This window comes from Caldanaerobius fijiensis DSM 17918 (genome assembly GCF_900129075.1).
Lineage (GTDB): Bacteria > Bacillota > Thermoanaerobacteria > Thermoanaerobacterales > Caldanaerobiaceae > Caldanaerobius > Caldanaerobius fijiensis.
On sequence record NZ_FQVH01000001.1, the window covers coordinates 198,532 to 212,689 of the forward strand.

The 14,158-nt window shown below is 37.7% G+C and carries 12 protein-coding genes; 2 read left to right on the forward strand and 10 right to left on the reverse strand.

All coding sequences use genetic code 11. The features are described 5' to 3' along the window. Nucleotide 1 precedes the first annotated feature (1 nt). From mraY to yfmF, 9 genes are all read right to left on the reverse strand, one after another. A complete protein-coding gene (gene mraY, locus BUB87_RS00980; RefSeq protein ID WP_143156589.1) occupies nt 2-961 on the reverse strand; it encodes a phospho-N-acetylmuramoyl-pentapeptide-transferase in 960 nt (319 codons plus the stop codon). Next, a complete protein-coding gene (locus tag BUB87_RS00985; protein WP_073341213.1) occupies nt 946-2,346 on the reverse strand; it encodes a UDP-N-acetylmuramoyl-tripeptide--D-alanyl-D-alanine ligase in 1,401 nt (466 codons plus the stop codon). Before BUB87_RS00985 ends, mraY begins: the two co-directional genes overlap by 16 nt. Further along, nucleotides 2,339-3,778 carry a UDP-N-acetylmuramoyl-L-alanyl-D-glutamate--2,6-diaminopimelate ligase gene (locus BUB87_RS00990; RefSeq protein WP_073341214.1) on the reverse strand — a complete coding sequence of 480 codons (1,440 nt, stop codon included), beginning with the start codon at nt 3,776-3,778 and terminating at the stop codon, nt 2,339-2,341. The genes BUB87_RS00985 and BUB87_RS00990 overlap by 8 nt, the downstream gene beginning before the upstream one ends. A gap of 119 nt (nt 3,779-3,897) precedes the next feature. After that, nucleotides 3,898-5,967: a stage V sporulation protein D gene (locus BUB87_RS00995; RefSeq protein WP_073341292.1), complete on the reverse strand. Its 2,070-nt coding sequence runs from the start codon at nt 5,965-5,967 to the stop codon at nt 3,898-3,900. 51 nt (nt 5,968-6,018) lie between these two features. Then, nucleotides 6,019-6,387 (reverse strand): cell division protein FtsL, encoded by a 369-nt coding sequence (locus tag BUB87_RS01000; RefSeq protein WP_073341215.1) that lies wholly within the window; start codon nt 6,385-6,387, stop codon nt 6,019-6,021. A 25-nt stretch (nt 6,388-6,412) separates the two neighbouring features. Beyond that, a complete protein-coding gene (gene rsmH / locus BUB87_RS01005) occupies nt 6,413-7,348 on the reverse strand; it encodes a 16S rRNA (cytosine(1402)-N(4))-methyltransferase RsmH (RefSeq protein WP_073341216.1) in 936 nt (311 codons plus the stop codon). Between the two features lie 8 nt (nt 7,349-7,356). Further along, the gene (gene mraZ / locus BUB87_RS01010) at nt 7,357-7,788 is read right to left on the reverse strand and encodes a division/cell wall cluster transcriptional repressor MraZ (protein WP_073341293.1); all 432 of its coding nucleotides are present in this window, start codon (nt 7,786-7,788) and stop codon (nt 7,357-7,359) included. Between the two features lie 171 nt (nt 7,789-7,959). Continuing rightward, nucleotides 7,960-9,243 carry an EF-P 5-aminopentanol modification-associated protein YfmH gene (gene yfmH / locus BUB87_RS01015; RefSeq protein ID WP_073341217.1) on the reverse strand — a complete coding sequence of 428 codons (1,284 nt, stop codon included), beginning with the start codon at nt 9,241-9,243 and terminating at the stop codon, nt 7,960-7,962. Between the two features lies 1 nt (nt 9,244). Beyond that, nucleotides 9,245-10,498, reverse strand: a complete 1,254-nt coding sequence (gene yfmF, locus BUB87_RS01020) for an EF-P 5-aminopentanol modification-associated protein YfmF (RefSeq protein WP_234945915.1) — start codon at nt 10,496-10,498, stop codon at nt 9,245-9,247. A gap of 216 nt (nt 10,499-10,714) precedes the next feature. Between yfmF and BUB87_RS01025 the strand changes: the two genes are divergently transcribed. Beyond that, on the forward strand, nt 10,715-11,527 hold the full coding sequence (locus tag BUB87_RS01025; RefSeq protein WP_073341219.1) for an AAA family ATPase: 813 nt from the start codon (nt 10,715-10,717) through the stop codon (nt 11,525-11,527). A 15-nt stretch (nt 11,528-11,542) separates the two neighbouring features. On the opposite strand, the gene BUB87_RS01030 is transcribed toward BUB87_RS01025, so the two are convergent. Beyond that, nucleotides 11,543-12,691: an MFS transporter gene (locus tag BUB87_RS01030; RefSeq protein ID WP_073341220.1), complete on the reverse strand. Its 1,149-nt coding sequence runs from the start codon at nt 12,689-12,691 to the stop codon at nt 11,543-11,545. Nucleotides 12,692-12,939: 248 nt separating this feature from the next. On the opposite strand from BUB87_RS01030, the gene BUB87_RS01035 reads away from it, so the two are divergent. Then, nucleotides 12,940-14,148 (forward strand): NADP-dependent isocitrate dehydrogenase, encoded by a 1,209-nt coding sequence (locus tag BUB87_RS01035; RefSeq protein WP_073341221.1) that lies wholly within the window; start codon nt 12,940-12,942, stop codon nt 14,146-14,148. Nucleotides 14,149-14,158: the final 10 nt, after the last annotated feature.

A 14,158-nucleotide genomic window follows, 5' to 3' on the forward strand; every position in this document is an offset into this window, starting at 1 on the left:
TTCATAATGTCATCAGTATAAAAGATAATACAACAAGCATTAACGTAACAATCCAAAACACGTGAACGACTTTAGTTTCATGCCAACCCGATAGCTCAAAGTGATGATGAATCGGACTCATCTTAAAAACCCTCTTTCCTGTCAGCCTGAACGATGATACCTGAATAATCACTGAAAGAGCCTCAACCACAAATATTAACCCTACAATGGGCAATAAAAGCTGTAACCTTGTTAAAACCGCTATAGCCGAAAGCGCCCCTCCCAGCAAAAACGCACCAGTATCACCCATAAATACCTGAGCTGGATAGGAATTATACCGCAAAAAAGCCAGCGTGGCTCCTGTTACACTCCCAGAAAAAAGAGCTACGGGCAAATTATTCATTCCCATGGAAACCACTGCAAAAAAAGCAGAAATTATAAATGTTATACCACTGGCCAGCCCATCAAGTCCATCAGTTATATTAACGCTGTTTACAGTCCCTACCACTACAAAAATGGTAAATGGTATAAACATATTACCCAGATCTACCATGTCTTTGCTAAAAGGAATATATAATTTTGTACCTACACCGGGATGTCGATAAGCGTAATATGCTAACAAAGCAGCCATAATGAACTGTAACACCAATTTTGATCGGGCTTTAAGTCCTAAAGACCGTTTAAATACTACTTTTAGTAAGTCATCAATGAAGCCAATTAAGCCAAAACCAAGGGTCACAAGGAGCAAAACCAGTTTGTCTTTATTTACAGGGATAAATATCAAACTAGAAATAATAATACCAACCATAAAAATAATACCGCCCATAGTAGGTGTACCATTTTTAGCTAGATGCGATTTAGGCCCATCATCTCTTTCTGTCTGACCGAATTTCAATGCCCTCAGCGTAGGTATTATCAGAGGTCCGGTTAACAGGCTTATTACAAACGACGTAATCGTTACTATAATCAATTGGGTAAATATTCGCATATCTCTTCTCTCCTTAAGAAGCTTGTAATTTCTTCCATCATCATAGCCCTTGACCCTTTTACCAATATAACATCACCCTTCTTTAAAATCTTCTTGAGTAATTCAATCGCTTCTCTATTGTCGTCTGCTTTATATATCCTTTCAGGTTCCATTCCGCATTCTAAAGCCCCATCAGCTATATATCCTGCGAATCTGCCAACGGATACCAATATATCAATGCCTTTTTGATGTACATACTTTCCTACATCTCGATGAGCTATATAAGAATAATCGCCCAGCTCCTTCATATCACCCAATACAGCAATGGTTTTGAACCCATCTTTTCCTATATCGTGAAGTACATCAATAGCCGCTTTCATAGAATCAGGACTGGCGTTATAAGCGTCATCTATTATAATGAGGTCCTTGGTTTTCACAATATTTAACCTCATTTTTTCGGGTCTATAATCTCTCAACCCTGTGATTATATCAGTGGCATCAAGCTTGTATATAAACCCCACCGCTATAGCAGCCAGAGCATTGTACACATTGTGCTTGCCATAGGTATCTATTTCTACATTTAAAACACCATCATCTGCGCCAGGAAACTTTACATTGAAATGCAGTTTATCCCTTTGCTCGATCCCAAAGGCTCTTATATCCCCTCTATCAACTCCATACGTTATAACACGGCTATGCATGTTTTCCTTTGCCTTCAAAAGCATATCATCGTCGGCATTTAAGACCACATAATCATCCTCAGTAAAGTCCTCAATCATCTCCAGTTTAGCTCTCAGTATATTTTCCCTAGAACCCAATTTCTCAATATGTGAAATGCCTATATTGGTATATACAGCTATATCGGGTTTTGCAATATTTTTTAAATTTCTTATCTCGCCAAAAGAACTCATACCCATTTCCAGTACTGCTATATCATGCTCTGGTTTTAAGTTTAGTATGGTTAACGGAAGACCTATCTGGTTGTTATAATTTCCCTTGGTTTTTAAAATATTGTATTTTTGGCTCAGTATACATGATATCATCTCTTTTGTGGTGGTTTTACCTGTGCTGCCTGTTACTCCTATAACTTTCAACCTATCAAACCGCCTTCTATGATATTCAGCAATTCGTTGAAGAGCTACGAGAGTATCATCAACCTTGATGACCACTTTTGAAGTTTCAAGAGCAAGATCTTTAGAACTCATAACCGCTACTGCACCATTCTCTAAAGCCTGCCATATAAAATCATGACCATCAAAATTTTGTCCTTTCAAAGGTATAAATAAATCGCCATTTTTTACCGTTCTAGAGTCAGTGGTAATGCCCGTTATATTTACATTTTTTGTACCACAAACCAGCTTTCCACCTGTTGCACTTAAAATATCATCAATGCTAAACATTTTTTCCTCCAACTATACTTTTTACAATTTCTCTTTCATCAAAAGGTATGGTCTTATCCCTTAATATTTGATAAGTTTCATGGCCCTTACCAGCCAATAACACTACATCGCCTTCTTTTGCCATGCCAAGTGCATACTTTATAGCCTCTTTTCTATCGACTATCACTTTATATTTGTCTTCATTCCCGTTTATGCCTTTTAATATGTCAGATATAATAGCCTGGGGATCTTCAGAACGTGGATTATCCGTAGTAATTATGGTATAATCGGCATATCGAATGGCAATCTCGCCCATCTTAGGTCTTTTAGCTTTATCCCTATCCCCGCCACACCCAAAAACGACTATCAATCTATTTATCGTAAACTCCCTTACCGACTTCAATATATTTTCAAGTCCATCCGGAGTGTGAGCATAGTCAATCACAACCTTATAAGGTGTACCACAATTCACCAGCTCACACCTGCCTTTCACTCCGGGAAATGTGCTTAAAGATTCAGCTATATTCGGTACAGGAAATCCTAAAGCGCTCAAAGTCGCTATAGCAGCCAACGCATTATAAACACTGAACTTCCCCGGGATGGGAAATTTTATAGGTGTGATAAAACCGCTGTGATAAAGGTCAAATTCCACTCCGTTAGTCATCACTACATTCCTGGCCCTGAAATCCCCACCATTTATACCATATGTATACAATGGTTTATTAGCCTGCTGGACAAAAAAATCGCTATAATCATCATCCACATTTACAATGCTCTTTTTTGTCATCTTAAATAACCTCATTTTTGCTTTCATATACTCTTCCATTGTCTTGTGAAAATCCAGATGATCTTGAGTTAAATTAGTAAATACAGCTACATCAAAATCACATTGATCTACCCTATGAAGTGCCAGTGAATGGGAAGAAACTTCCATAACCACATAATGGGCACCCCGATCCTTCATTTCTTTGAAAATCCGCTGCAAATCTACAGATTCAGGGGTAGTGTGAATTGATGGAATCTCTTCATCATCCATAGCTATATTAATAGTACCTATAAGCCCTACGCTATAGCCAAGGTTTCGTAAGACCCATCTTATAATATTGGTAACAGTTGTTTTACCATTAGTACCAGTAACACCTATCAGGACAAAATCTTTTGAAGGATGACCATAAAAATTAGCTGCAATTCTAGCCATTGCAATTCTTGTATCCCTTACCATCACAACTTCCGCACCGTCCACAGCTACATCATCCTGAGCTATTACCACCGATGCCCCATTTTCAACTGCTTCCTGTGCAAATCTGTGGCCATCAACACTAAAACCTTTTATACACAAAAAAGCATCGCCTGATGTAACTTTCCTGGAATCATATTTTATTCCCTTTATGTCTATCTGACCATTATAGTCTGATATGACATCAACCCCATCTAATAATTCCCTCAAGATCATGTTATATCCCCTTTATACCTAGATCTTTTAGTAACATTATTATTATATAAAGTATAGCACATATCCTGTGGAATATAAACATATGGTACAAATTACTACTTGTTCAAGATTGTTCAAAATTAAGGTCCAATGGGCTGTTGTTGTTGTTTTAATGTCAGATGTACAATCGTACCTCTTTTAACCTGAACACCTGCCGGTGGGTCTTGGGCAACCACAATACCATCACCGCTTATACTAACCTTCAAACCATGGCTGTTGAGTTCACTCAATGCTTCCCTCAATGTTTTACCTATGAGATCTGGTATGGTAATTACAATTGAATCGATGTCTTTCGACGCGTACAAAAATATTGTTGAACCCTCTTTCGCATAAGCGCCAGGTTTTGGCGATTGATCTAAAACAACATCACCTATTCCATCCACTTTATACGTCAATTTTGACTCTATAACTTTAACTTTAGCATCTTCAACCTTCATACCTGTAAAATCTGGAATAACGATATCGCCTCTTACTAGTTCTTTACTCTCCTCTGGAGTATACCTTGGTTTCACTCCAAGGTATTTTAAAGAATCTTCAATAATACTTTTCACCACAGGTGCAGCAATAGCACCACCCATATGTCCTTCTCCTGTAGGCTCATCGATCATGACAATGACAGCTATCTTGGGATCATCTGCTGGTGCAAAACCTGCAAAAGAAGCCACATACTTACCAGGTACATATTTTTCTGTCGTTCCCGTTTTGCCCGCAACTCTGTAACCCGGTATATATGATTTTTTACCTGTTCCCTTGGATACCACGCTTTCTAATATTTCCCTCATCTCTCTGGAAGTCTCAGAGGATATAACTCTTCTTACAACATTTGGCTTAAACTCCTTTATGATTTTACCGCTATCAGGATCTTTTATATACTTAACTAGCATGGGTTGCATGAGATTTCCTCCATTAGCAATAGCAGACAATGCATCTATCATCTGAAGAGGAGTGACCGATATACCCTGACCAAAAGATATGGTAGCAAGCTCTACAGGTCCAACTTTCGATAATGGAGTTACAATTCCGGTGGCTTCACCAGGTAGACTGATATTTGTGGGTTTGCCAAATCCAAAAGCGTTGATATATTTGTAAAATACAGGTGAGCCCATCTTCTGGGCCGTTTCCACAAATACCACATTGCAGGAATTCTGCACGCCTTCAACAAATGTTTCAGAACCATGTGGTGCATACCATGCCCAACATTTTATTTGATGCCCCGCTACAGTAACAAATCCCCTATCATAAAATCTATCATCAGGTTTTACATAGCCAGAATCCAGTGCCGCCGCTGCAGTTATGGTCTTAAAAACCGATCCTGGTTCATAGGTATCTGAAATAGCTTTATCTCTCCATTTTTTAAACAAGCTGTTTTGATCGCCCTCGAATGGATTGTTAGGATCATAATCAGGCTTGTTAGCCAGCGCCAATATTTCTCCGGTATTGGGTTCCATAACTATAGCCGTTATCCCCTTTGCAGGTTTATTTACTGTATATGCATCTTCTAGAGCCTTCTCAGTAAACTTTTGTATATTCTCATCAATAGTCAATACGATACTGAAACCATCTTTGGGCTTGTTATACTGCGTCAACTGATCATCAATCTTTCTACCCAAAGCATCAATGGGCAATGATATATATCCTGGAATGCCCTTTAAATACTTGTCATATATCAATTCAACGCCATCCAAACCCTGGTTATCTGCACCAGTAAAACCAAGCACATGGGAAAGCAAACGACCTTCGGGATAATACCTTTTTGTATCGTTAGATATTTCTATTCCTGGCAATTTTAATTCTCTTAATTTTTTTACGATGTCCTCAGATACCCGACGCTTCAAAAGCACCTCCTGTACATTTTGGGTAAGCTTTTTATAAACCTCATCTTCTTTAAGCTCCAATAATTTTGATAGTACTTGAGCGGTTCCATGTGGATCCCTTATCTCCCTGGGTATTGCTGACACTTTACCAGCCGTAACGCTGACTGCCAGTTCATTTCCATTTCGGTCGTATATGGTACCACGCTTTGGAGCTACCATTACATCCAGTGTCCATTGATCCTTAGCCATCTTTGTGTAAGTCGGTCCTTTTATCATCTGTATATAGCCAAGTCTTACGCTTAAAGCTGATGTTATCAATACTACTATCAATAACATCAGTACAAGGCGTCTCTTGGCCAATATACCGACTTTCACTAAGGAACCACCTCAATTTGCTTTTTTGTTGACCTTTGGAACCTTTACATAAACAATTTGCGTTTCATCAGGCTTTACCATACCTAATTTGTTCACAGCTATATATTCAATCCGCTGTAGATTTTTCGAACGGGCAAGCTGCAGTTTAAGTTCTTTATTTTGTGCTTCTATTTGACTATACTGCTTGGATAAGCTTTCATTTATATAGCTCATCTTCGCAATAGTCGCATAACAAGATGTTATTATAATGCCAACAGCAAGAACCAATGCTATCTCAATAAGTTGCTTTAACTTTTTACGAGATTTAGGTTTTTTCTTATGTTGTTTAACTTGCTCTTTTTGTTCCCATACCTCATAATAGGACCTTTGCTCTATAAACAAATTTATTCACCTCTTATGTGAATTATTACAGTTTCTCGGCAACGCGAAGTTTAGCGCTTCGACTCCTGGGATTATCCTGTTGCTCCTCTTCCGAAGGTATTATAGGTTTCTTAGTGATGATTTTTATCAATGGTTTCCTGTTACATATACATACAGGAAAGTCCTTGGGACATATGCATGGATTTTCAGCATTTTTAAACGCTGTTTTTACGATCCTGTCTTCCAGTGAATGAAAAGTTATTATAGCCAGCCTTCCTCCTGGCCTTAAAACGTCGATAAAATCCCATATTGCATTTTCCAGGTTATTAAGTTCATCGTTTACCGCAATCCTCAACGCCTGAAAGGTCCTTTTAGCAGGATGAGGCCCTTCCCGCCTACTCCTGGCTGGAATCGCCGCTTTGATGATATCAACAAGTTGCCCGGTGGTCTTAATTGGTTTTTGTTGCCTTTCTCTCACTATAAATTCTGAAATTCTCGAAGCCCAACGCTCTTCCCCATATTCCCTTATAATTTTCTCCAGATCACTTTTGGAAAGTGTGTTTACCAGCACTTCCGCTGTAACTTTTGAGCTTCTATCCATCCTCATATCCAGTGGTGCATCATGCATATATGAGAAACCCCTATGTGCTTCGTCTAATTGATGCGATGAAACCCCGATATCTGCCAGTATGCCATCCACCCGTGAAATCCCCAAACTCGACAATACCTTTTTTATGTCCGAAAAATTTGCTTTTTTTATTACGACATTTGGGCTGTATGGGCCAAGCCTTTGTTGCGAGGCCATTATTGCATCTTCATCCTGATCAATCCCTATCAAAAGCCCTCCTGGCAATATGCGCTTTATGATTTCCGATGAATGTCCGGCACCGCCTATCGTAGCGTCAACTATTACACTGCCCTGTTGCAGGTTGAGCGCATCAATGACTTCATTTAGCATTATTGGAACATGTCTAAAATCCATATAATCACCTATATTTCCAGATCGTCTAAATTTTCTGCGATTTCTTCAAACAAAGCACCTGTATCATTTATATATTTTTGCCACTTTTCCAGGCTCCATATTTCCACTCTTGTAGAAACGCCTATTATCATCAAATCTTTTTTTAACGATGCATACTCTCTCAGATTTTGGGGTATCAGCACCCTGCCCTGTTTATCCACTTCACACTGAGATGCCCCCGCGAAAAAAAATCGCATAAAAGCCCTGGCATCTTTTCTATTGAGTGGTAATTCTCGCAACTTCTGTTCTATTCTCTCCCATTCGCTTTTAGAATATACAAAAAGACATTCATCAAGACCTTTTGTGATTATAAAACTATCGCCCAATTCCTCCCTGAACTTAGACGGTAAAATCACACGGCCTTTGGGGTCCATGGTATGCTGATACTCGCCAAAAAACATGATCATCACAAACCCTTCATATTTGCTCCACTTTGCACCACTTTACACCACTCACATAATAATATTCTATAATAAAGTCAAAAATCCTTCAATAAAAGCATATAAAAACTTCAATTCGTAACATTGAACTTCATTTCGTAATTTACGATATTCTGTAAAAAAAAAAGTGCCTTATTTGGCACTTATAGGATTGATAATAGATATAACTGGATTATTAAAATGCTCTTCAAAGCGGCTATTAATATCTTGGATCTTTACCTCTTCCACAGCCTTATACACATCAAAGATGCTTATCCCTTTCATGTAATAGGATACAAAAGCATGGGCAATATTCTCCACAGAATTAAACATCTTAATATACCTGCCTTTTATAAACCTTTTTATCCTATCAAAGTCCCCCTCAGCTATTCCCTCTTTTTTTATCCTTTCAACTTCTTTAACTATAGCATCCATAACAGCATACGGTTCTCTCGACTCGCCACCTATAATAGAATGACCATAATCTTTCTGACTTTCAAAATCAAATCCAAAATCATTATCAATCAATCCACTGTCATAAAGGTCATTGTAAAGCCTGGAACTTTTGCCTATCAATATGTTTAAAGCTATCTCCATTTCAATACCTTTCTTTAACAACTTGTAACCATCATAACCTACATCTGTGTCCTTAAAACCTATATTAAACAGTGGAATAGACACCATCATATCCTGTACCACTTGAGTTTTATTCACGCTTTTGGGCTCATCAGGATAAATTCGTACTACTTCACCCTTCACTTTGCCTGGTTTCACCATTTCATCAGCTATCCTAAAAACTTCTTCGCTGTCCACATCCCCTACGACAAAAAGAACCATGTTCTGAGGGGTGTAAAAGGTATAGTAGCATTTATAAAGCAAATCCTTGTTGATCTTCGATATACTCTCAATAGTACCAGCAATGTCTATTTTCACCGGATGAACTTTATATAAAGCGTCAAGGGCATTAAAATAAACTCTCCAGTTTGGATCGTCTTCATACATCCTTATTTCCTGCCCTATTATACCTTTTTCTTTCTCCACGTTTTCATCTGTGAAATAAGGTCTCTGGACAAATCCCACCAATACTTTAAGGCAATCATAGAACCTATCTGTACTGCTAAATAAATATGCCGTCATGTTAAAGTTAGTAAATGCATTAGCAGAGGCCCCTAATTTGCTGTACTCGTCAAAAATATTGCCATGTTCTTCTTCAAACATCTTGTGCTCCAAAAAATGGGCAATACCATCTGGCACCTCTGTCGGTTTATCTTCGCCAGGCACAATAAATTTACTATCGTTAGACCCATAATGGGTAGCGTATATAGCATATTGCTTTGTATAACCTTTTTTAGGCATTACAAATACATTTAAACCACTTGGCGTTAGATGATGTACAATTTCTTCATTTAAAATATTATTTTTAATAATTTCCCGCATATCATTGCGCCCCTTCCCTGTTTCTCATGAAATAAATCGTATCCAATTCTATCTTTTTAGCCACATCCACCACATCGGCAATAGTAACATTTCTTATCTTTTTTAAATAGGTATCAAAATCATAATTAGTACCTATGATTGACTCGCTGAATATAAAATCTGCCCTTTGAAATGGACTATCAGTTATAGATTTTATGCTGTTTTCTATAGCCTTTATAGTGCTATCATATTCGTAATCCGATATCTTTCCTGCCTTCATATCCTCGATCTGCTGATTTATGATATCCAATGCCTTTTGATAGTTCTCTATTTCAATACCCGAAGATATGATCATAAGGCCTTTATACCTCTCAAGCCTCGAAAATGCGTAATAGGCAAGGCTGGCTTTTTCTCTCACGTTCATAAACAGCTTAGAGTGAGGTCCTCCACCTAAAATACCATTAAATACTACTAATTTAAAATAATCATCACTATCGGGCGCTATATTGGTTCTATACCCAAGTGAAAGTTTTCCTTGAGTTACATCAAACCTGTCTATTACCTCTTTAACTTCGTTCACCTTATGATATACATTTGTCGGACTTATCGCTTTAACGTTCTCCCTTTGTATATCAAAAGCCCGCCTTATAATCTCTTTTACCTTCTCTTCATCAACATCCCCTATCACAAAGATATCAATAGGATTGGACCTCAATACCTCTACATAATATTCATATAGGTTCTTTTCGTCTATGGCATTGGTCATTTCCTCCGTGCCCAACCGATCGATAGCAAATCTCTCACCTTTACACATTTCTTCAAAACAACGTTCGACCGCGTAACTGGTCTTATCATTGATTCTGGCTCTTATCTGGTTTATCTGGTTCCGTTTCTCTATTTCCACATTATCTCTTTTAAAATATCCGTTTTCCAGTACGGGGCGGGTTATAACTCTGAGTATAAAATCTACTGCTTCTGTAAATATCTCCTGATCGGTATATTTATCATCGACCACTTCCATATTAAACTGTATAAACTGCCTCTCACCCTTCTTGCCAACGCCAATTCTAAAGCTGGCTCCATATAGATTTTCAAGATACCTCGTTATATCCTTATAAGTAGGATATCCTTCACAACCTCTATTCAGTACAGATGGAAGCAAAGCAAATTTAGAAGCATTTTCACCCAATTCTTCTTGTATGTACACATTTATCGATGTGGTCTTAAACTTGTTCAACCTGTCAACATGTAAGTTGACACCATTTGCTATTTGCAACAAAAACCCTCCTTTTCAATATTTTATGTCGTTGACTTCTTTAAAAACGAACAATTTTCCGCCAAAATTCTGTCAACAATAATTACGCTGTGGATATTACTATTATATTATTATACACCAATTTAAACCATTATCAAAGAATATCCAATCTTAAAGAATTAATGCTTTACACTCCCCTTTTATGTTATATAATGAAAACAGAGGGAGTGAAATATAATGATATTTTTAAGATCTATAGTATATAAAGTTCCTGATGATATCGATAAGGACGGTCGATATCCGTTTAATATACCACTAATAAATACATTGAATGAATTACATTTTAAATCACCCATAACACTGTTCGTGGGGGAAAACGGTTCGGGCAAATCCACATTGCTAGAAGCTTTGGCAGCTGCCGTGGGATCTGTAACTATTGGGGGCGAGAGCATAAAAACCGACGATACCCTTCAACCGGCAAGAGAGTTAGCGGCTCATTTAAAATTAATATGGAACAAAAAGACTCACAGAGGTTTTTTCTTGCGCTCTGAAGATTTCTTTAATTTTTGCAAAAGCCTATCCTATCAAAGAACAGAATATTTGAAAAGGCTAAAGGAAATCGATGAAAAATACAAAGATAGTTCTGATTACGCCAGGTCCTTGGCAAAAGCTCCCATTTTAACAGCCCTGGGCGAGTGGGAACGTTATTATGGAAAAGATTTAAACGCATATTCCCATGGTGAGAGTTTTTTTAAGCTTTTTCAATCTCGTTTTGCACCTGATGGCCTTTATATATTAGACGAACCAGAAACCCCTTTATCTCCTATGAATCAATTGACCTTGGTTTCTATGATAAAACATATGGCGCAAAATTACAATTCACAGTTTATCATCGCTACCCATTCACCCGTATTGATGGCTCTTCCTGATGCTACCATATACGACTGCGATCAAATTCCCTTAAAGGAAGTAAGATATGAAGAGCTTGAGCACATAAACTTTATGCGGGCTTTCCTCAACAACCCCGAGCAATTTTTGCGGCATCTGTAAAAGTGAATTTTTATGTTAATCCTTCCATAGTAACAGAATTGCCAGAGCAGCGCATAAAGCTAAGACCGAAGCGTTTACGAATATTATCCAATAGCCGTATTTAGCTATCATATGTCCGCTTATCAATGTTGATATACCTTTAGGTAAATACATAAATACATTATCCATGCCTAGATAAAAACCTTCATGGCCTCTTTGAGTCATATCCATAAGGAGCGAAAAAGGAAACACAAACAAGGAAGCATAGCATATTCCCAGCAATCCCATCAAAATCATCAGCAATAAAAAATTTGTAGTTTTTGGCAAAAATAAATTTAATACTGCAAAGCAGAGCAAAAAAGTTATCATAAGGTACTTACGATTATACCGATCTGCCAACTTCCCTAAAAAGGGCGATGATATAATATCAAACAACATAAAAACCGTAACCAGAAAACTGGACACACCCATGCCCAGAGCCATATATTGACTATAATATATCGTAAAATATGGAACCTCAGCCGCCAGCGCCATCCACCATATAGATTTGGCTATATAAAAGCTCCACACATCCCTTCTATAAAAGTACCTTTTAAAAAGTTCAAAAGAAAAATTGCCTTTTATCTGTTTTCTTTCCTCTACAAATAATACCGAGACAAGAGAAGTAATTGCTATTGTCAATCCAACCATCTTAAAAACCAGTCCCTTATCATAATCCCAGAATAGACCGCCCAATATCGGAACAGCGAGAGCTCCCATTCCCCCAAACAGATTCCAGTACCCCGACATACTTCCTTTTTCACTATTTATTACATTATCAGGAATCATCGAATTAAGGGGAATCTGATACGCGTGAAACGATATATAAAATAAAAAAACAAATAACAACATAGATTGAATTTTTGTAACACTGCTAAAAAAATATGTAAAAATAAAACACATAATGCCAAATATAAATACATATGGCTTGCGCCTTCCCCATACTGAAAAGGTGGAATCACTCAAAATACCAAAAAAGGGTTGTATCACAGCTCCGGATAATAACCCCATGCTCAATACAAATCCGCTAAACACTGTATTGCCAGTGTGAAAATGCAATAGTGGAACCATATAAGTTGCCAGCATATTTACCCCCATTGATACTCCTAAGTTGCCGATGACCAATTTCATTTTGGCCTCTTTCATCACTTTTTCACCCTTACTATATCTATTGGAAATACTTCATTATAAGAACAGCAAATCAATAACAGCAAAGCAAATACCTTCTCTTCTTTTGTTCTTGTATATTGCGTGAATATACATTATAATTAAGTATATATATTCTTAATTATTTGCTTTTTAATTATTTGCTGTATTAATAATTATACGACCATTAATGTTTTATGCAGCAAAATATTTATAACTTTATATTACGCTAAAAGGAGAGGTAAGTAATGGCTGATAAAATCAAGATGAATGTACCACTGGTAGAGATGGACGGCGATGAAATGACGAGAATTATCTGGAAACTAATAAAAGAAATCTTGCTGGAACCATACATAGACCTGAAAACCGAATACTACGACCTGGGCCTTAAAAACAGGGACCAGACAAATGACCAGGTGACTGTTGACGCTGCCAATGCGATCAAAAAATATGGCGTAGGTGTAAAATGTGCAACAATAACACCAAATGCCCAGAGAGTAGAAGAATACAATCTCAAAGCTATGTGGAAAAGCCCCAACGGCACAATAAGAGCTATACTGGATGGTACAGTTTTTCGTACACCTATTGTGGTAGATAGTATAAAGCCGCTGGTAAAAACCTGGAAAAAACCCATAACTATAGCAAGACATGCTTATGGCGACGTTTACAAGGATGTAGAATACAGGGTCCAAAGTCCGGGAAAAGTCGAATTAGTGTATACGCCGGAAAACGGCAATGAAGTAAGGCAGACGATATATGAATTTAAAAACCCTGGCGTGGTGCTGGGCATGCACAATTTAGATGACTCTATAAAGAGCTTTGCCCGTTCTTGTTTTAATTATGCCCTGGACCTAAAGCAAGATTTATGGTTTGCCACAAAAGATACCATATCCAAGATCTATGATCACAGATTCAAAGACATATTTCAGGAAATATTTGAAAGCGAATACAAAGATAAATTTGCTGATGCAGGTATCGAATATTTTTACACATTGATAGATGATGCGGTAGCCCGTGTAATGAGATCTGAAGGCGGAATGATCTGGGCATGTAAAAACTACGACGGTGACGTTATGTCAGATATGGTCGCAACTGCTTTTGGGAGCCTTGCCATGATGACATCTGTGTTGGTTTCACCTGATGGTTGCTACGAATATGAAGCAGCTCATGGAACGGTTACACGGCATTACTACAGGTATTTAAAAGGAGAAGAAACTTCCACTAACTCAATGGCCACATTATTCGCGTGGACGGGAGCTCTGAGAAAACGTGGAGAGTTAGACGGGATAAACGACCTGGTATTGTTTGCAGATAAAATGGAAAAAGCCTCAATTAAAACCATTGAAGAAGGGACAATGACAAAAGACCTAGCGCTGCTTTCAGACCTACCTGATAAAAAGGTCGTAAACACCGAAGAATTCCTGATTGAAATCAAGAAACGATTCGAATCTTTATAATGATTAAGCA

Bases quoted from the DNA above. Each gene is read 5' to 3' on its own strand.
- BUB87_RS00985 (WP_073341213.1), bottom strand. From the start codon at position 2,346: ATGTTTAGCATTGATGATATTTTAAGTGCAACAGGTGGAAAGCTGGTT.
- BUB87_RS00990 (WP_073341214.1), bottom strand. From the start codon at position 3,778: ATGATCTTGAGGGAATTATTAGATGGGGTTGATGTCATATCAGACTAT.
- BUB87_RS00995 (WP_073341292.1), bottom strand. From the start codon at position 5,967: ATGTTATTGATAGTAGTATTGATAACATCAGCTTTAAGCGTAAGACTT.
- rsmH (WP_073341216.1), bottom strand. From the start codon at position 7,348: ATGGATTTTAGACATGTTCCAATAATGCTAAATGAAGTCATTGATGCG.
- mraZ (WP_073341293.1), bottom strand. From the start codon at position 7,788: ATGTTTTTTGGCGAGTATCAGCATACCATGGACCCCAAAGGCCGTGTG.
- yfmH (WP_073341217.1), bottom strand. From the start codon at position 9,243: ATGCGGGAAATTATTAAAAATAATATTTTAAATGAAGAAATTGTACAT.
- BUB87_RS01025 (WP_073341219.1), top strand. From the start codon at position 10,715: ATGATATTTTTAAGATCTATAGTATATAAAGTTCCTGATGATATCGAT.
- BUB87_RS01030 (WP_073341220.1), bottom strand. From the start codon at position 12,691: ATGAAAGAGGCCAAAATGAAATTGGTCATCGGCAACTTAGGAGTATCA.
- BUB87_RS01035 (WP_073341221.1), top strand. From the start codon at position 12,940: ATGGCTGATAAAATCAAGATGAATGTACCACTGGTAGAGATGGACGGC.